Annotated in this window: 19 protein-coding genes and 1 riboswitch; of the genes, 15 read left to right on the top strand and 4 right to left on the bottom strand. The window is 66.8% G+C overall.

What is annotated here, in order from left to right; genetic code table 11:
• The first annotated feature begins 184 nt into the window (after positions 1-184).
• Positions 185-280, top strand: a riboswitch (glycine riboswitch).
• A 168-nt stretch (positions 281-448) separates the two neighbouring features.
• The 8 genes from gcvT (at position 449) to ASE13_RS15885 (ending at position 6,750) form a co-directional block, all read left to right on the top strand.
• Positions 449-1,588 (top strand): glycine cleavage system aminomethyltransferase GcvT, encoded by a 1,140-nt coding sequence (gene gcvT, locus ASE13_RS15855; protein WP_056618212.1) that lies wholly within the window; start codon positions 449-451, stop codon positions 1,586-1,588.
• A gap of 3 nt (positions 1,589-1,591) precedes the next feature.
• Positions 1,592-1,960, top strand: coding sequence for a glycine cleavage system protein GcvH (gene gcvH / locus ASE13_RS15860; protein WP_056618216.1), 369 nt, complete (start codon positions 1,592-1,594; stop codon positions 1,958-1,960).
• Positions 1,961-2,075: 115 nt separating this feature from the next.
• Positions 2,076-3,434: an aminomethyl-transferring glycine dehydrogenase subunit GcvPA gene (gcvPA, locus tag ASE13_RS15865; RefSeq protein WP_056618219.1), complete on the top strand. Its 1,359-nt coding sequence runs from the start codon at positions 2,076-2,078 to the stop codon at positions 3,432-3,434.
• On the top strand, positions 3,431-3,574 hold the full coding sequence (locus ASE13_RS19945; protein ID WP_156404938.1) for a hypothetical protein: 144 nt from the start codon (positions 3,431-3,433) through the stop codon (positions 3,572-3,574). The genes gcvPA and ASE13_RS19945 overlap by 4 nt, the downstream gene beginning before the upstream one ends.
• Positions 3,571-5,139, top strand: coding sequence for an aminomethyl-transferring glycine dehydrogenase subunit GcvPB (gcvPB, locus tag ASE13_RS15870; RefSeq protein WP_056618221.1), 1,569 nt, complete (start codon positions 3,571-3,573; stop codon positions 5,137-5,139). Before ASE13_RS19945 ends, gcvPB begins: the two co-directional genes overlap by 4 nt.
• A 23-nt stretch (positions 5,140-5,162) precedes the next feature.
• A complete protein-coding gene (locus ASE13_RS15875) occupies positions 5,163-5,555 on the top strand; it encodes a DUF6481 family protein (RefSeq protein WP_056618223.1) in 393 nt (130 codons plus the stop codon).
• 95 nt (positions 5,556-5,650) lie between these two features.
• Positions 5,651-6,157 (top strand): CcdC protein domain-containing protein, encoded by a 507-nt coding sequence (locus ASE13_RS15880; protein ID WP_056618227.1) that lies wholly within the window; start codon positions 5,651-5,653, stop codon positions 6,155-6,157.
• Positions 6,158-6,159: 2 nt separating this feature from the next.
• Complete coding sequence (locus ASE13_RS15885; protein WP_414885413.1) at positions 6,160-6,750, top strand: DUF938 domain-containing protein; 591 nt, start codon at positions 6,160-6,162, stop codon at positions 6,748-6,750.
• On the opposite strand, the gene ASE13_RS15890 is transcribed toward ASE13_RS15885, so the two are convergent.
• Positions 6,745-7,623, bottom strand: coding sequence for a DMT family transporter (locus tag ASE13_RS15890; RefSeq protein ID WP_414885414.1), 879 nt, complete (start codon positions 7,621-7,623; stop codon positions 6,745-6,747). The genes ASE13_RS15885 and ASE13_RS15890 overlap by 6 nt on opposite strands.
• A 385-nt stretch (positions 7,624-8,008) precedes the next feature.
• On the opposite strand from ASE13_RS15890, the gene proS reads away from it, so the two are divergent.
• The 5 genes from proS to ASE13_RS15915 all read left to right on the top strand — a co-directional run bounded on the left by proS (position 8,009) and on the right by ASE13_RS15915 (position 12,175).
• Entirely contained in the window at positions 8,009-9,538 is a 1,530-nt protein-coding gene (gene proS, locus ASE13_RS15895) for a proline--tRNA ligase (protein WP_056618235.1), read from the top strand.
• Between the two features lie 114 nt (positions 9,539-9,652).
• The gene (locus ASE13_RS15900) at positions 9,653-10,252 is read left to right on the top strand and encodes a TIGR02466 family protein (RefSeq protein ID WP_056618237.1); all 600 of its coding nucleotides are present in this window, start codon (positions 9,653-9,655) and stop codon (positions 10,250-10,252) included.
• Positions 10,253-10,264: 12 nt separating this feature from the next.
• Entirely contained in the window at positions 10,265-11,287 is a 1,023-nt protein-coding gene (locus ASE13_RS15905) for a pectinesterase family protein (RefSeq protein ID WP_056618240.1), read from the top strand.
• Positions 11,288-11,335: 48 nt separating this feature from the next.
• Positions 11,336-11,686, top strand: a complete 351-nt coding sequence (locus ASE13_RS15910; RefSeq protein WP_056618977.1) for a DUF6152 family protein — start codon at positions 11,336-11,338, stop codon at positions 11,684-11,686.
• Positions 11,687-11,689: 3 nt separating this feature from the next.
• Positions 11,690-12,175, top strand: a complete 486-nt coding sequence (locus ASE13_RS15915) for a DUF6644 family protein (RefSeq protein ID WP_200955753.1) — start codon at positions 11,690-11,692, stop codon at positions 12,173-12,175.
• Between the two features lie 7 nt (positions 12,176-12,182).
• Here the strand turns inward: ASE13_RS15915 and ASE13_RS15920 are convergent, their stop codons facing one another.
• Both ASE13_RS15920 and glpD read right to left on the bottom strand, forming a co-directional pair.
• Positions 12,183-12,515, bottom strand: a complete 333-nt coding sequence (locus ASE13_RS15920; protein ID WP_056618241.1) for a PilZ domain-containing protein — start codon at positions 12,513-12,515, stop codon at positions 12,183-12,185.
• Positions 12,516-12,565: 50 nt separating this feature from the next.
• Positions 12,566-14,023, bottom strand: coding sequence for a glycerol-3-phosphate dehydrogenase (gene glpD, locus ASE13_RS15925; protein WP_056618243.1), 1,458 nt, complete (start codon positions 14,021-14,023; stop codon positions 12,566-12,568).
• A gap of 54 nt (positions 14,024-14,077) precedes the next feature.
• Between glpD and rnr the strand changes: the two genes are divergently transcribed.
• A complete protein-coding gene (rnr, locus tag ASE13_RS15930) occupies positions 14,078-16,351 on the top strand; it encodes a ribonuclease R (protein ID WP_056618245.1) in 2,274 nt (757 codons plus the stop codon).
• Positions 16,352-16,410: 59 nt separating this feature from the next.
• A complete protein-coding gene (locus tag ASE13_RS15935) occupies positions 16,411-16,734 on the top strand; it encodes a hypothetical protein (protein WP_156404939.1) in 324 nt (107 codons plus the stop codon).
• Positions 16,735-17,135: 401 nt separating this feature from the next.
• On the opposite strand, the gene ASE13_RS15940 is transcribed toward ASE13_RS15935, so the two are convergent.
• A complete protein-coding gene (locus ASE13_RS15940; protein WP_056618249.1) occupies positions 17,136-18,299 on the bottom strand; it encodes a saccharopine dehydrogenase family protein in 1,164 nt (387 codons plus the stop codon).
• Positions 18,300-18,350 lie beyond the last annotated feature (51 nt).

Raw genomic sequence — 18,350 nt, forward strand, 5'->3', positions numbered from 1 at the left:
CGGGCTCGATGCCCGGCCTTTTCTTTTGTCGAGCCGCGGTGAAGGGCTCGCTGCGCTCGCACCCACCTCCAGCCCCTCCCTTGCAGGGAGGGGAGTCTGTGGAGCGGCTAGCGGCAGAGTTTCGCGATTGACTCGGATCATCACGACAGCCAAGGCTGCGCGTGTCGATGGCGGGCAACCGGCATAGGCACGCGCGGGAGAGTGGTGGTCCTTCGAGGGCCGCCCGCCGAAGGAGCAACCGCCCCGGAATCTCTCAGGCACCAGGGACCGCGCGCGCTGTGACACTCTGGAAAGCGCCGCCGAAGAGGCGGCCACCGAAGGGGTAAGCGGATGCTCTCTGAAGAGAGTGGCGCGAAAGCTCTCAGGTTCCGTGACAGAGGGGGCGAGGGACTTTGCCGCGCATGTGCGTGGTTCAGTATCTCGTTCAGCCTCGCGCGGAGTATCTGGAATGAGCCACGACCCCATCGAAGACGGCGAAGAAGCGCTGGAGCTCCTGCAACTCCCACTCGACAGCTGGCACCGCGCGCGGGGCGGGCGGATGGTCCCGTTCGCGGGCTATGAGATGCCCGTCCAGTATGAAGGCATCATGGCCGAGCATCTTTGGACGCGCGAGCATGCCGGGCTGTTCGACGTCAGCCATATGGGCCAGCTCACTTTCTCCGGCGAAGGTGTCGAGGCCGCGCTCGAGGCGCTGATGCCGGCCGACATCCAGGCGGCGAAGCTTTCCCACCCGGTCTATTCGCTGCTGATGGCGGAGAATGGCGGCATCCTCGACGATCTGATGCTGACGCGCCTCAAGGAAGGCGAGGTCTACATGGTCGTCAACGGCGCCTGCAAATGGGACGACATCGCCCATTTCCGCGAGTTCCTGCCCGACGAGATCGGCATGAACCACATGGAAGACCACGCTCTCCTCGCCCTCCAAGGGCCCGAGGCAGTGACGGCGCTCCAGCGCGTGATCCCCGGCGTCGAGAACCTCGTCTTCATGCAGGGCGCGCCGTTCCAGTGGCAGGGCCACGATTTGTGGATCAGCCGCTCGGGCTATACCGGCGAGGACGGCTTCGAGATCTCGGTTCCGGTCGAGGGCGTCGAGGCGCTCGCCGACGCGCTCACCGCGCAGCCCGAGGTCAAGCCGATCGGCCTGGGCGCACGCGATTCGCTGCGGCTGGAGGCCGATCTGCCGCTCTACGGCCACGATCTCGATACCGAGACCACGCCGATCTCCGCCGCTCTGGGCTTCGCGATCAAGAAGCGCCGGCGCGAAGGGGGCGGCTTCCCCGGCCATGCGCGCATCATGATCGAGCGCGAGCAGGGGCCGATCGTCAAGCGCGTCGGGCTGATCGTCGAGGGCCGCCAGCCGGTGCGCGAGGGCGCCGCGGTGGTCGACGCCGAGGGCACCGAAGTCGGCAAGGTCACCTCGGGCGGCTTCGCGCCCACAGTCCAGAAGCCGATCGCCATGGCCTATGTGCCGACCGCGCTCGCCGTGCCCGGCACGCGCATCACGCTCGCCCAGCGCGGCAAAGTCCATCACGCGGAGGTCGTCCAGATGCCCTTCGTCCCCCATCGTTATGTCAGGAAGGGAAGCTGACTCATGCGTTATTTCACGGAAGATCATGAGTGGATCCAGGTTGACGGCGATGTCGCCACCGTCGGCATCACCGACTATGCGCAGAGCCAGCTCGGCGACATCGTGTTCGTAGAGACTCCCGAAGAGGGCAAGACCGTGAGCAAGGGCGACGATGCCGCGGTGGTCGAGAGCGTCAAGGCGGCGTCCGATGTTTACGCGCCGGTCGCCGGCACGGTGATCGAAGGCAATGCCGCGCTCGCCGACAACCCTGCGCTGGTCAACGAGGACCCCGAAGGGGAGGGCTGGTTCTTCAAGCTGACGCTGGCCGATGCGGGCGAGCTCGACAGCCTGATGGACGAGACTGCCTACCAGGATTTCGTGAGCAAGCTTTAACTACGTCATCCCGGCGAAAGCCGGGATCTCGTGCCGCTCGGCGCGACCTTGCGAGCGTCGCGCCTGCCGCCTGAGACCCCGGCTTTCGCCGGGGTGATGGTTTCAGGGAATTGTAATGCGCTATTTGCCCCTTACCCAATCGGACCGCGAGGCGATGCTCGCCACGATCGGTGCCCGGTCGATCGACGACCTCTTCGTCGACGTACCCGAAATCGCCCGGCTCGATGGTCCGATCCACGGCCTGCCCAATCACGCGAGCGAGCTCGCGGTCGAGCGGCACATGTCGGCGCTGGCCAGGAAGAACCTCGCCGCGGGCGACGTGCCCTTCTTTCTCGGCTGCGGGGCGTACAGGCATCATGTGCCGGCGTCGGTCGATCACATCATCCAGCGCGGCGAGTTCTTGACCGCCTATACGCCGTATCAGCCCGAGATTGCGCAGGGCACGCTGCAGGTGATGTTCGAATTCCAGACGCAGGTCGCACGGCTGCTCGGCTGCGACGTGGCGAATGCGTCGATGTACGACGGCTCGACCGCCTGCTGGGAAGCCATCACGATGGCGCGGCGGGTGACGAAGCGCGGCAAGGCGATCCTCTCGGGCGGGCTGCACCCGCATTACGTGTCGGTCGCGAAGACGATGGCCAAGTTCACCGGCGACCAGCTGGTCACCTCGCTGCCGACCTTCTCGCCTGAGCCCGACACGCTGGACCTGATCAATTCGATCGATGACGACACCAGCTGTGTCGTGGTCCAATATCCCGACATCCTCGGCCGGATCGAGGACATGAGCGCGCTCGCCGAGGCATGCCACGCGAAGAAGGCCTTGCTGGTCGCGGTGGTGACCGAGCCGGTGGCGCTGGGGGCGATTCGGTCGCCGGGCGAGATGGGCGCGGACATCGTCGTCGGCGAGGGCCAGTCGATCGGCGTCGGGCTGCAGTTCGGCGGGCCCTATGTCGGGTTGTTCGCCTGCTCGGAGAAACTGGTGCGGCAGATGCCGGGGCGGTTGTGCGGCGAGACCGTCGATGCCGAGGGCAAGCGCGGCTTCGTGCTGACGCTGTCGACCCGCGAGCAGCATATCCGCCGCGAGAAGGCGACCTCGAACATCTGCACCAGCTCGGTGCTCTGCGCGCTGGCGATGTCGGCGCACATGACCCTGCTGGGCGAAGCAGGCCTGCGCCGGCTCGCCGAACTCAATCATGTCGCGGCGAGCGCCGCCGCCGACCGGCTCGCCGAAGTCGATGGCGTCGAACTGGTCACCGACCGGTTCTTCAACGAGTTCACGCTGAAGCTCTCGAAGGAAGCACGCCCGGTCGTGCGCACCCTCGCGGACAAGGGCATCCTGGCCGGCGTGTCGCTCGGCCGGCTCTATCCGGATGCGGCGGAGCTGCAGAACGGGCTCGTCGTCGCAGTCACCGAAACCACCACCGAGGAGGACGTCGAGACGCTTGCCTCCGCGCTCGAGGAGGCGCTGGCATGACCTTCCTCTCTTCCGTTCGCCCTGAGCTTGTCGAAGGGCTGTTTTCCTCTCTCTACCGCCTCGCAGAAGAAGGACGGGGCTTCGACAAGCTCAGCCCGAACGGGGTTGGTGCGGTCCGCAATCAAGAGGCGCTGGCATGACGATCAACCGGAGCGGCTGGCGCCCCACCACTCCGCAGGCCGGCGAGGCCTCGGGCGAGACCTTCACCGGCAACCGCGCGCTGATGCTCGAGGAGCCGTTGATCTTCGAGATCGGTTCGACCGAGACCACCGGTGTCGACTTCGCGGAGGCGCCCTCGGGCAAGTCGCGCCTGGGCGGGCTCGAACGCTCGAAGGCGATCGGGCTTCCCGGCCTGTCCGAGCCCGAGGCGGTGCGGCATTACACCCGCCTCAGCCGACAGAATTACGCGATCGACCTCGGACTTTTCCCGCTCGGCTCGTGCACGATGAAGCACAATCCGCGATTGAACGAGCGGATGGCGCGGCTGCCCGGTTTCGCCGATCTCCACCCGATGACGCCGGTCGATGCCTGCCAGGGCGCGTTCGAAGTGATCCATCAGCTAGCGCATTGGCTGGTGACGCTGACCGGCATGCATTCGGTGGCGATGAGCCCCAAGGCCGGAGCCCATGGCGAACTCTGCGGCGTGCTGGCGATCCGCGCGGCGCTCGACGCCAAGGGCGAGCAGGCGCGCAAAGTGCTGCTGGTCCCCGAGAGCGCGCACGGCACCAATCCCGCCACGGCGGCGTTCGCGGGTTTCTCGGTCGAGGACATTCCCGCGACCGAGGCCGGCCGGGTCAATCTCGAAGCGCTCAAGGCGCGCCTCGGCCCCGACGTTGCCGGCGTGATGATCACCAATCCCAACACTTGCGGCCTGTTCGAGCCCGACATGCGGGCGATCTCGGACGCGGTGCATGCGGCGGGCGGCTATGTCTATTGCGACGGCGCCAACTTCAACGCGATCGTCGGCCGGGTCCGCCCGGGCGATCTCGGCATCGATGCGATGCACATCAATCTGCACAAGACCTTCTCGACTCCGCATGGCGGCGGTGGGCCGGGTTCGGGGCCGGTGGTGTTCTCCGAAGCGCTGACACCCTATGCGCCGCTGCCGTTCGTCGAGAAGCAGGGCGATCATTTCGCCTTGGTCGAAGAAGAGACCGCGGGCGAGCACCATGCGTCGAGCTTCGGCCGGATGGTCGCGTTCCATGGCCAGATGGGCATGTTCACGCGCGCGCTGACCTATATCCTCAGCCATGGCGCCGACGGCCTGCGCCAGGTCGCCGAGGATTCGGTGCTCAACGCCAATTATATCCTGCGCTCGATGGAGGATGTGCTCGACGCGCCCTTCGCGAAATCGGGTCCGTGCATGCACGAGGCGATCTTCAGCGATAGGGGCCTGCCCGAGGGATTCTCGACGATCGATATCGCCAAGGGGCTGATCGACGAGGGTTTCCACCCGATGACGGTCTATTTCCCGCTGGTCGTCCACGGGGCCATGCTGGTCGAGCCGACCGAGACCGAAAGCAAGGCTACGCTGGACCAGTTCATCCACGCCTTCCGTTCTGTGGCCGAAAAGGCTAAGGGCGGCGATCTCGCGATCAAGACCGCGCCGCATTTCGCGCCGCGCCGGCGACTCGACGAGACGCTCGCCGCGCGCAAGCCGGTGTTGGTCTACAAGGAGCCCCAACGGGCGGAAGCGGCGGAATAGCCGCGCAGGAGTTTGAATACCGAATGACGTATAACGATACTTTCCGTGACCGCGCCGGACGCTCGGCCGATGCCAAGAAGGCGCTGCTCGAAAAGCTCAAGGCCGCTCCCAAGCTGAGCGAGGAAGAGCTGGCCGAGCGCAAGGCGGCGCGCCTCGCCCGTGAAGCCGCGGTGGAAGCGGAGCGCGAAGCGAAGCTGGCGGCGATCGAGGCGCAGAAGGCGGCGGTCGAGCAGGCCAAGGCGGATGCCGAGGCGGCGCGTCTCGCCGAAATCCGCGCAGCCGAAGAGCGGGCTGCCGCCAAGCTGGCCGAAAAGGCCGCGGCGGCCGAGGCGGCCAAGGCCAAGATGGCCGCGGCGCTGACGCTTCCTCCGCGCGGCAGCGACAGCCGCTATCCGGCGCGCAAGGGCGGCAAGTAACGGCCTCGGCCATGCCGGTCTGACCAGCTCTGGCACAAGCGGCGCCCGCTATGGCCCGCTTGCCAAGTGCCGCGCGCTCGCCAAAACAGGGCGTCATGAACGCCGCGCATCCGCAGTCCGACTGGCTTCGCCTCGCGATCCCGATCGTCATCCTTATCGCCGTCATGGCCTTTCGGATGCGGCGGATGAGTCGCGAGCGGCCGCTCAAGATCGAGCGGCTGTGGATCGTGCCGGCGATCTATATCGTGGTGGCCGCGGTCGCTTATTGGGCGCACCCGCCGGTGGGGTTCGCCTGGCTCTGGTGCCTGATCGCGCTGGCGGCGGGTGTGGCGCTGGGCTGGCAGCGCGGCCGGATGATGCGGATCAGCGTCGATCCGGAGACGCATGAAGTGTCGCAGCGCGCATCGCCCGCCGCGATGCTGCTGATCCTCGTGCTGATCCTGGTCCGGACAGGTGCGCGCGAGATGGCGCCCGGAATGGCGCTCGACGTGATGACGCTGACCGACGTGCTGGTCGCCTTCGCATTGGGGCTGCTGGCGACGCAGCGGCTCGAGATGTGGCTGCGCGCGCGCAAGCTGCTCGCCGCGGCGCGCGGCGCATGAGCATGCGGCGCCATGCCCCCGCCACCTTGCGCAACCGCGAGCCGATCGCGGCGGTGCTCGCCGAAACGCTCCCGGCGCGCGGGCTGGTGCTCGAAGTGGCGAGCGGGAGCGGCGAGCATGCCGCCTTCTTCGCCGAACGCTTCCCCGATCTGACGTGGCAGCCGAGCGATCCCGACACCGACGCGCTGGCCTCGATCGCCGATTGGTGCGCGGGGCTGGCCAATGTGCCGCCTCCGCTGGCGCTGGACGCGGCGGAAGCGGCGTGGCCGGCGACGGCGGCGGACGCGATCCTCTGCGTAAACATGGTACATATCAGCCCGTGGGAAGCGACGCTCGGGCTGATGGCAGGGGCGGGGCGGTTGCTCACGCCGGGCGCGCCGCTGATCCTCTACGGGCCCTATCGCCAGCGCGATGTGCCGACCGCCGAATCGAACGAGGCATTCGATGTCTCGCTCAAGAGCCGAAACCCGGCCTGGGGGTTGCGGCATGTCGAGGACGTCTCGGCCGCTGCGGCGGCGTGCGGTCTATTGCTCGAACGCATCGTCGCGATGCCGGCGAACAATCTCAGCCTGGTGTTCCGCCGCGAATCATGAGGCGGCGGCGTCGCTCGCCCCTTCGGTGTTGCGCAGGTGGAGCACCCGCTCGCGCCACACGATGTAGAGCCCGCTGGCGATGATGATCGGCGCACCGAGCCAGGTCCAGGGCGTTGGCCAGGCGCCGAAGATCAGCCAGCCGTAGAAGGTGCCCCAGATCAGGCTCGAATAGTCCATCGGGATGACGGTCGAGACCGGCGCGAATCGGACCGAGGCAGTCAGGGCGAGCTGGGCGACGCCGCCGACGAGCCCGATGCCGATCAGGTTCGCCCAGGTCAGCCAGTCATGCGATTGGAGCTGGAAGATATAAGCGACGCCAAGCGGGGGCAGCGACAGGACGGAGAACCAGAAGACGGTGGTGCCGGCGCTCTCGGTCTTGCCGATCTGCCGGAGCGTGATCGCCACGATCGCGACGAACAGGGCGGCCATCAGCCCGACAAAGGCGCCGAACAGCGGGAATGCGCCGCTCCCCGGCTGCGCGACGACGAGCACGCCGGCAAAACCGATCACCACTGCGCCCCAGCGGTGCCAGCCGGTCTTCTCGCGAAGCACCAGCGCGCCGAGCAGGGTCGCGAAGATCGGCACGGTGAACTGGAGCGTGGTCGCTTCGGCGAGCGGCAGCAGCAGCACCGCGCCGAACGTGAAGACCATGCCGGTGAGCCCGATCGCGGTGCGGGTGACATGCGCGCCAAAGCGCTGGGTGCGGATGGAGCCGAGGCCGGGGCCGGCCATGATCCAGGCGGTGACGATCGGCACCGCCCAGAGCTGACGGTGGAACATCGTCTCGACCAGGGTCGCGCCGCGCGTCTCGGCGAGCTTGATCAGCGCCGACATGGTGGAGAGGCAGGCGATCGCGAAAAGGCGCAGTGCCAAGCCCTTGAAGGCGCTATCTGTTCTGGAGGATGCCACGCGGTCCGGTTAGGGGGCGGTGCTGCGGCACACAACCCTGCGCTTGCCCTTATTCGCGCGATGTCATCCAGCGCCACCCCTTGACCCCTCCGCGACAAGGAGGGGAAATTGACGGTGATCCCGACCCAAGGCACCCGCAGTCAGAAAATCCCTGGAAATGTAGGATTTGTTCTGAAAGATGCTCGCGGATGGGCAAGCAAGCGGCCTCTCCCTCATGCGATCGATCTCCTGACACGGGCGAAGGTTGTCACCCGTGTAAACGGCGATTCGTGTCAACCGTGTCAATTGACACGCCCCGCCCGCGCACCCGCCATTGCGGGCTTCGAGCGCGGGCCTTAGAGGCACGGCCATGATCAAGCACGCTCTCAACGTCACTCGCGAAGCCGATTTCGCCGCATGGTACCAGGCCGTCATCTCGGAGGCCGATCTGGCCGAGGAGAGCGGGGTGCGCGGATGCATGGTCATCCGGCCATGGGGCTATGGCATCTGGGAACGCATCCAGCGGCTGCTCGACGATCGCATCAAGGCGACCGGCCACGAGAATTGCTATTTCCCCTTGTTCATCCCGCTCTCGTATTTCGAGAAGGAGGCCGAGCATGTCGAAGGCTTCGCCAAGGAAATGGCGGTTGTCACCCATCACCGGCTGAAGAGCGACGGCCATGGCAAATTGGTGGTCGATCCCGACGCGAAGCTCGAGGAGCCTCTGGTCGTCCGGCCGACTTCGGAGACGGTGATCGGCGCGGCCTTTTCGCGCTGGATCCAGTCGTGGCGCGATTTGCCGGTGCTGATCAACCAATGGGCGAACGTCGTGCGCTGGGAGATGCGCACGCGGATGTTCCTGCGCACCAGCGAGTTCCTCTGGCAGGAGGGCCATACCGCGCATGCCAGCGAGGCCGAGGCGCGCGAAGAGACGCTCAAGATGCTCGAAGTCTATCGCGGCTTCGCCGAGGATTGCCTCGCGATGCCGGTGGTCGCGGGAGAGAAGCCCGAGAATGAGCGCTTCCCGGGCGCGGTCTCGACGTACAGCATCGAGGCGATGATGCAGGACGGCAAGGCGCTCCAGGCAGGCACCAGCCACTTCCTCGGCACCACCTTCTCGAGCGCGCAGAACATCAAGTTCCAGAATGCCGAGGGGCAGCAGGAACTGGCGCAGACTACGAGCTGGGGCGTTTCGACCCGGATGATCGGCGGCGTGATCATGGTGCATGGTGACGATGACGGGCTGCGCGTGCCGCCGCGCGTCGCGCCGTGGCAGATCGTGATCGTGCCGATGCTGCGCGACCAGCCCGAGGACGCGGAAATCATCGAATATTGCAAGACGCTCCAGCAGGAGCTGGCGGTGTTCAGCGTGTTCGGCGAGCCGGTGCGCGCGTTGCTCGATCTGCGCCCGGCCAAGGCCGCGACCAAGCGCTGGGGCTGGGTGAAGAAGGGCGCGCCGATCGTGATCGAAGTCGGCGGGCGCGACGTCGCCGGCGGCAACGTCTCGGTGATACGCCGCGACCGGCTCTACCGCGAGGACGGCAAGCTCGACAGCGCAGTGGTGGCGCGCGGGCAGCTGGTCGACGAGGCGACGCAGATGCTGGAGAGCATCCAGCAGGCGCTGCACGCCCAGGCGCGCGAGCGGATGGATAGCAATATCCGCCGCGACATCAGCGACTTCGCTGCGCTGGAAAAGGCGTTCGAGGGTGCGAAGCCGGGCTGGGTCGAAGTCAATTGGTCGAAGCCGAGCGGCGCCGAGCTCGACAAGGTGGTCGAGCGGCTGAAGGCGTTGAAGCTCACCTTCCGCAACGTGCCGGGCGACGCTGCGCCGGCGGAAGGCGCGTGCATCTTCACCGGCGCGCCCGCGGTCGAACGCATCCTGGTCGCGCGTGCCTACTGACCTTCCCGTCCCCTGTGCCCCCATCGTCATCCCGGCGAAGGCCGGGATCTCAGGCGATGGCGCGGGGAAGGAGCCGCACGAGATCCCGGCTTCCGCCGGGATGACGGCGTATTGATGCGCGCGCTTTTCTCCACTCTCCTCTACCAAGAGCCACTCGGCGACGATGCGCTGATCGAGGAGCTCGAGGCCTCGTGCCTCCAGCTCGCCGAGGACGACAAAGCGGGGCGCGGTTGGGCGAAGGAGCATGGCTATCAGGGCTATACGTCCTACGCGTCGCTGAACGACCTGCCGATCCGCGATCCCGCGTTCGCAGATCTCAAGCGGCTGCTCGACAGGCACGTCGCCAAGTTCGCCGATGCGTGCGGGTTCGAGCTGGGGGGCAAGAAGCTCAAGCTCGACAGCCTTTGGGCCAATGTCCTGAACGGCGGCGGCGGGCATAGCGGGCATGTCCATCCGCACAGCGTGATCTCGGGGACGGTCTACATCGCGCTGCCGGCGGGATCGCGCGGGCTGCAGCTCGAAGATCCGCGGCTGCCGATGATGATGGCGGCACCGCCGCGGCGTCCCGATGTGGCCGAGGCGCTGCGCAGCTTCGTCGAAGTGGTGCCCGAGCCGGGCACGGTGCTGCTGTGGGAGAGCTGGCTGCGGCACGAGGTGCCCGCCGGATCGGGCAAGGGCAAGAGGATCAGCGTAAGCTTCAATTATCGCTGGTGACGGGGAGGGGACATGGTCGATCGACGGACGGTGCTTGCCGGCGCGCTGATGCTGCCGATGGCGGCGCGGGCGGAGGACAGCTGGGACGCGATCGTCGATCCGCGCACCGACACCCTCGGCAAGGCGCTGGAGCAGGCCGCGGCGGCAGGCGGGCGGCCGTTCCGGATTCTCGTGCGCGAAGGCGTGCTGATCGAGAAGCTGACGATCACCGTGCCCAACGTCACGATCGTCGGCAGTGGGCAGGGGACGATACTGAGCTTCGGCACTTATGCGGGGCTGAAGCATCCCGACGGTAACAACTGGGGCACGTTCCGCACCGGAACGCTGACGATCGCGGCACCGGGAACGACGCTGCGCAACCTGACCATCCGCAACAGCTTCGATTATGTCGGCGCCAAGCGCGACAATGCCGGCAACGGCGCGCAGGCAGTCGCGCTGGTGATCGGGCGCGAGGCGGACCGGACCCTGGTCGAGCATTGCTGGCTCGAAGGCTATCAGGACACGCTCTACGTGCAGGGCCGCTCGCGGATCGCCGATTGCCGGATCGTCGGCGGAGTCGACTTCATCTTCGGCGGAGCGGCGGCATGGTTCGAAGGCTGCGAGATCGTCACGCGCTTTGTGCCGGGCGCGACCGAGTTCGGCTTCCTCACTGCACCGAGCACGCCGCAGGATCAGCCCTTCGGATTGGTCCTCTCGCAATGCCGGCTGACGCATGAACGTGGCGTGCCACCGCGTTCGGTATGGCTCGGCCGGCCCTGGCGCGCGGGCGGCAACATGGCACTGACCGGCCAGTCGGTGTTCCTGAACTGCTGGATGGATGCGCATATCCGGCGCGAGGGCTGGACGTGGATGGGCTACAAGGGGCCGGGCGGCGAGCAGCGCCGGCTGACCCCGCAGGAAGCGCGGCTGTTCGAATATCGCAGCCGCGGGCCCGGAGCCGGGCCGGCTTCGCCGACGCGGCGGATGCTGAGCGTGGCCGATGCGGCGAAATTCACCCGCGCCAACGTGCTCGGCGATTGGGACGGGGGTGCATAAAGGCTTGCTTTGCGTTAGCTTTCGCGGCGGGGGCGATTGGAGGAAGCGATGTCTCGCATGACCTTGTTCGCCGCGGCGCTGGCGGTATCCATCCCGGCCGCGGCACTCGCACATCATGGCTGGAGCTCGTATGACGAGACCAAGCCGATCACCGTCACCGGCAAGCTGCAAAGCGTCGCCTGGACCAACCCGCATGGCAGCGCGACGATGCGCTGGCAGGGCAAGCAGTGGCATGTCGTGCTTGCGCCGGTCGCCCGGATGGAGGCGCGCGGTCTCAGCTCGGCGATGATCGACAAGGGCCAGACGGTGACGCTCACCGGCTATGCCCGCAAGGACGGGACGGCCGAGATGCGGATCGAGCGCATCAAGGCGGGCGGCAAGACGGTCGAGCTGCGCTGAGGCGTGGAAGCGGCGCTGCTCGCTTTTGCCCAGTGGCTTGACGCAGTGGGCGTGGGGCCATGGGCGCGCGGCGGCGCCTGGGCCTATCCGCTGGTCAACAGCCTGCATCTGCTGGGGCTGGTGATGCTCGTCGGCGGGATCGGCGTGGTCGATCTGCGGCTCGCTGGATTGTGGCGCGACGTGCCCGCCGCGGCGCTGTCCCGCGCGCTGACCCCGGTGGCGCTGGGCGGGCTGGCGCTGCTGGTACTCAGCGGCACCGTCCTGTTCGCTTCGGACGGCATGGCGCTGGCGCGTTCGGTGACCTTTCACCGCAAGCTGGTGCTGATCGCGCTGGCGCTCGCCAATGCCCTGCTGTTCCGGCTGGTCTGGCAGCGGCGGGTGGAGGCGGGCGGCGAGGTGCCGCCGCTGATCGGGCGGACGAGCGCGCTGGCGTCGTTGCTGATGTGGCTGGGTGTCGGGACGTTGGGGCGGCTGATCGCCTATAGCTGAGCCCGGCTCAGCAGATAACGAGAGTCAGTGCGCGCATCAGGCCGCGGTCGATCGGTGCGTCGAAGCGGCAGCCGATATGGTTGCCGTCGTTCCAGATCACCGTGGCGGAGACCGGCAAACTGTCCTTGAGGCGCAGCCAGACGCGTTCGCCTTCGGGATGCTCGCTGGTGCAGGCGAGGCGGCAGCCATAGACCGAGAGATCCCGCAATATCGCCTCGATCGAGACGTTGCCCTGCTTGCGCACAGTGGCATGCGTCACGGTGATGCGATGCCGCGGCTCGCTGCGCTGTTCGACCAGCGCAGGTCCCACTGTCCGGAATTGCGATAGCCGCGTCGCCATAACCCTCCTGCCCCCTGCAGAGTGCTAAAGGCGGAGTTATCAACAAATGGTTAAGCGAATGTTGCGGCCCAATATTTGGCGAATGCATCGCGCTCGGCGGCGGTCATGTGGAGGCCGAGCTTGGAGCGGCGGAACAGCACGTCCTCGGGGGTGCGCGCCCATTCGCAGGCGTGCATCCACCGCGCTTCAACTTCGGTGAGACCGGCGCCGAGGGGTGCGCCCATGCCCGCTTCGTCATGGATGTCGTGGAGCATCTCGCCGAGCTGACTGCCATAAGCGTGCGCCATCCGCCGCGAGCGATCCTCGCCGAGAAACGGCCAACGCGCGCGGACCTGCGCCAGATGTCGATCGAATCCGGCGATGGCGCCGCCGGGGAAGACGCGGGCGCGGGTGCGGCAGCGCGGCTCGATGCCGAGCAGCGGGCCGATCTTCTCCATCGCCTCTTCGGCGAGCGCGCGCGCGGTGGTGATCTTGCCGCCGAAGACCGAGAGCAAGGGAGCGCCTTCGTCGTCGAGTTCGAGGACGTAGTCGCGGGTGACCGCCTGTGCCTTTGTTGCCCCGTCGTCGTGCAGCGGGCGGACGCCTGACCAGTTCCAGGCGACATCGGCGGGGGTGGTCTGGCGCGTGAAATAGCGGTTCACTGCGTCGCAGAGATATTGGATTTCCTCGGGAGAGCAGACCGCGTCCTCTGGGCGCTCGACCGAAACGTCGGTCGTGCCGATCTCAGTGAAGCCGCCTTCATAGGGGATCGCGAAGACGATGCGGCGATCGGGCTGCTGGAGGATATAGGCATGATCGCCCTCGAACAGGCGCGGGACGACGATATGGCTGCCCTTGACCAGCCGGACTTGCGAGCGAGTCTCGATGGCGAGGCTGTCGAGTAAAGTTCGCACCCATGGGCCGGCGGCGTTGACGAGGCAGCGAGCCTCGACAACGCGGCCGTCGGAGAGCTTTGCCTGCCAGAGGTCGCCGGTGCGGACTGCGGAGATCAGCGCGGTACGCGTCGCGATCTCGGTGCCGTGCGCGGCGGCATCGCGGGCATTGGCGAGGGTGAGCCGGGCATCGTCGACCCAGGCGTCCGAATAGACGAAGCCGCGATGCTCGCCGGCGAGCGGATCGGTGAAGGCAGTGTCGGAGGGGTGGAGGCTCCGCGAGCGGGGCAGCGAGGATTGGCCGGCCAGCAGGTCGTAGAGGTAGAGTCCGGCACGGACCATCCACCAGGGGCGGACCGCATGGGCGTGCGGCAGCACGAAGGTCATCGGGCGGATCAGATGCGGCGCGGCTTCGAGCAGGCGCTCGCGCTCATGGAGCCCCTCGCGCACCAGCCGGAACTGCCAGGTCTCGAGGTACCGCAGCCCGCCATGGATCAGCTTGGTCGAGGCGGAACTGGTATGGCCGGCAAGGTCGTCCTTCTCGACGAGCAGGATCGACAGCCCGGCGAGCGATGCCTCGCGGGCGATCGCGCAGCCGTTGATCCCGCCGCCGACGATGAGGAGGTCATAGGGCACGGTATCAAGTTACGCAGTTGGACAAGTCGCCGCGAGTCCCTATCTTCAGGGCCAATGACAAAATCAAAGACACGAACGGGTCTGCCCACCAGGGAGCAGATCCTCGATTTCATTTCCACATCGCAGACACCTGCCGGCAAGCGCGAGATCGCCAAGGCGTTCGGGCTGCACGCGCAGGACAAGATCGCGCTCAAGTCGCTGCTCAAGGACATGGCAGACGAAGGGCTGATCGACAGCGCCCCCGGCCGCGCCTTCCACAAGATGGGCGGGGTTCCCAAGGTGACCGTGCTGCGGATCACCGACGCCGATGGCGACACGATCTGGGCAGTGCCCGAGCGCTGGGAGGCCGAGGGCATTCCGGTGCCGCGGCTCCGCGTCCGTGAGCGCGGCAAGCGCGGCGCGCTGGGTCCGGGCGACCGAATCCTCGCGCGGACCGAAGAGGCCGGCAACGGCTGGATCGCGCACCCGATGAAGAAGCTCGCGCGCAGCGAGGAGCAGATACTCGGCGTCGTTCACGAAGAGGGCGGACGGCTCTACCTCCAGGGCGTCGAGAAGAAGGACCGGCATAGCTATCCGATCTCGGAGCGCAACGGTGCCGAGCCGGGCGATCTCGTCCTCGCCAACAAGGCGGGCAAACCGCCGCGCATCTTCGCGCACGTCACCGAGCGGCTGGGCGATCCCTTCGCGCCGCGCAGCTTCTCGTTGATCGCGATCCATCGCCACGGCATCCCCAATGTCTTCTCCGACGATCTGCTGGCGGAGGCCGAGCGGATATCGAAGCAGCCGCTGGGCGAGCGCGAGGATCTGCGCGACCTGCCGATCGTCGCGATCGATCCGGCCGATGCGCGCGACCATGACGATGCCGTCTGGGCGACGCCCGACGACGATCCGAAGAACGAAGGCGGCTGGAAGGCCGTGGTCGCGATCGCCGACGTCAGCTTCTATGTCCGGCCGGGCTCGGAACTCGACCGTGAGGCGCGCAAGCGCGGCAATTCGGTCTATTTCCCCGATCGCGTCGTGCCGATGCTGCCCGAGATCCTCTCGGCCGAAGTCTGCTCGCTCAAGGAGGGCGAAGACCGCGCGGCGCTGGCGTGCCACCTCCAGGTGGGCAAGCACGGCGAACTCAAGTCGTGGCGCTTCAGCCGCGCAGTGGTCAGCCTCGCGGCGAACATCGCCTATGACGACGCCCAGACGATCATCGATGGACCGAAGAGCGAGCGGGCCTTGCTCGACGATCGATTCGCCCCCGGCGCGGAGAAGCGTGGCGCGATCGAGCCTGCGCTGCGCCACCTCTGGGACTGCTGGCGCGCGCTCAACAAGGCCCGCGAGAAGCGCGAGCCGCTCGATCTCGATCTGCCCGAGCGGCGGATCGTGCTCGACGAGATGGGGCGCATTCTGTCGGTTGCGCCGCGCGAGCGCCTCGATGCGCACAAATTGATCGAGGATTACATGATCGCGGCGAACGTCGCCGCGGCCAAGGCGCTCGAGGCGAAGAAGGCGCCGGTGATGTACCGCATCCACGAGCCGCCGGCGCGCGAGAAGCTCGTCGCGCTCAAGGAGTATCTCAAGACCTACGACATGGAATTCGCGCTGGGGCAGGTGATCAAGCCCGCCACGTTCAACCGCATCCTCGAACAGGTGGGCGAGGCGGACTTCCGCGACGAAGTGATGCAGCAGGTGCTGCGCAGCCAGACCCAGGCCTATTACGGGCCCCAGAATGCCGGGCATTTCGGGCTTTCGCTGGGCAGCTATGCGCACTTCACCTCGCCGATCCGGCGCTATGCCGATCTGATCGTCCACCGCTCGCTGGTCGATGCGTACAAGCTCGGGCCAGGCGGGCTCACGCCCGAGGAAGCCGGGTCGATGGAGCGGATCGGCGAGAGCATCTCGACGCTCGAACGCCGGGCGATGGAGGCCGAGCGCGAGACCGTCGATCGCTATGTCGCCGCCTATCTCTCGGCGCATGTCGGCGAAGTGATGGATGCGCGGATCACCGGGGTGCAGAATTTCGGCTTCTTCGCGACGATCGACGGGATCGGCGGCGACGGGCTGGTGCCGGTGCGCGATCTCGGCACCGAATATTTCCGCTACGACGAAGCGAGCCAGCGTCTGATCGGCGAGGATACCGGCGAATTCTTCGCGATGGGCCAGCGGCTCAAGCTGCGGCTGGCCGAGGCGAACCCGATCTCGGGCGCGCTGCGTTTCGAGCTGCCCGACGGTTCGGCGTCGAGCGGCGGTGGGCGCGAGGAGCGGGGCAGGGGACCCAAGCGCGTGATCAAGCATCGCGGGCGGCCGGCGAACATCCGGCACCAGGGGCGCAAGCGATAGGCTGTTGAGGCCGAGCGGCTTTCGTGTCAGCCTCCGCGCTTGATGCGGGGAGGGCGATCGTGATTGCAGCGTCATCGGTTCCGTCGATCGTCGCAGGCCTCGTGTCGCGCGCGCGCCGCAAGATTGCTTCGCATTTCTTCTTCCATCACGCGATCGATGCCGAAGACGCGGTCGCCTATGTGCCCCAGAGCCCTATCGAGCGGCGCCAGTTCGAGCGGATGCGGGGCACGGGCGTAATCCGCGAAGCGAGCGCCGGGCGCTACTGGATCGACACCGCCGCCTATCAGGCCGAGATCGACGCACGGCGGCGCAAGCTGGTGCCGATCGTGATCGTCCTCGCCGTGATCATCGCCGGGCTGATCCTGTTGGGCTATCGCGGCTGAGCGGGCGAAAGGTCAGATAGACTTCAGCCACGAGACTCCCCTCCCTGCAAGGGAGGGGCTGGGGGTGGGTGCGAGCGTAGCGAGCCCATCGAGATGCTTGGGAGAAGAAGGAAAGACCGGGCATCGAGCCCGGCTTTCCTTACCCACCCCTAACCCCTCCCTAAAAGGGAGGGGAATTTGAATATCGGTACGCCCAGTCCCTGTCTTCTGAAGGGCGCGCGTACGCGTCAAAGCGCGTTTGACCGGCCTTAACTTGACTCCTTTGGCCGAAACGCGATTCATTTTGTAACATTCTTGCGCACAATTCTCGCGCAATCCAATTTATCCACCAGATTGAAAGAGCGGCGGCGACGAGCCGACCGGCCGATCCCAGCACTCGAAATCCTACATTGCAAGCGCGGTCATTCGATCGTGAAAGTCAGCCCCGCATGTGCCTCGAGCCGCTTCCTGAGCGGCTCGGCCATCAGCGCGCCGGGGGTCCAGATGCCGCCTTCGCCCGCCACGTCGTGGATCAGGCAGAGCGCGCTTTCGGCGATCATCTTGCTGGTCGATCCATAGCCCGGATCGCGATCGCCCTTCACGCTTGCGGTGAGGCGCTCGCCCGACGGCATCTCGGCGATGAAGGCGATGTCGTAATAGCCGGTCTCGCGCTCTTCCTTGCCCGGGCCTTCGCCGGGGGCGGGGCCCTTGTCCGAGTTCATCGGGTTCATCTTGGCGATCGCCTCGGCCGCGGCCTTGCCGATATCGCCGATGCCGGGCGCGACCATCATCTCGTCATATTGGAAATCCTCGCCATAGGGATGGCCGGCGAGGAAATTGGTGCGGTGGACGTTCTTGGTGTTGATCACCGCCATCATGAACGGCGCGACCCAGCCGCCCACGGCTTCGTCATATTCGGGCAGCACGCCCTTGGGCTGGCTAGGTCCCTCGAAGCCGGGGGTGAGCGCGAAGGGATCGATCAGCGCCTTGAACACCGCGGGATCCTTCATCGCCGCGGCGGCGGTCGCCTTGCCGCTGGCGAAGGTGCCGCCGGAGAAGGTGCCCTTCATCGCGCGGACCCGGCCCTTCACGCGCGGCGCGGGCTTGCCGAACTTCGCGATCGCCGCCTGCTCGACGGTCCATACGCCAAGATCGAACGGGATCGAATCGAAGCCGCACGAGAAGACGATCCGCGCGCCGCTAGCCTTGGCGGCGTCCTGATATTTGCCGATCATTTCGTGCATGAAATTGGGCTCGCCGCACAAATCGACATAGGCGGTGCCGGTCTCGACACAGGCCGCGAGCAAGGGCTCGCCATAGAGCTGATAGGGACCGACGGTGGTGATGACGACCTGCGCGCGGGCAGTGAGTGCCTTCAGCGCGGCGGGATCGTCGGCATTGGCGGTGAGCAGGGGTGTGTCGGCGGGCGCGCCGATCTCGTCGCGGACTTGCTCGAGCTTGGTCAGCGAACGGCCGGCCATCGCCCATTTCACTTGGCGATAGTTCGCCGCGAGATATTCGGCGACGAGGCGGCCGGTGAAGCCGGTGGCGCCATAGACGATGATCTCGAACTCGCGGTCGGCCATTTCTCTCTCCCGTTATGCTTCGTCGTCAGCATACCCGATCTTCTGAAATGG

This window comes from Sphingomonas sp. Root241, assembly GCF_001428865.1.
GTDB lineage: Bacteria > Pseudomonadota > Alphaproteobacteria > Sphingomonadales > Sphingomonadaceae > Sphingomonas.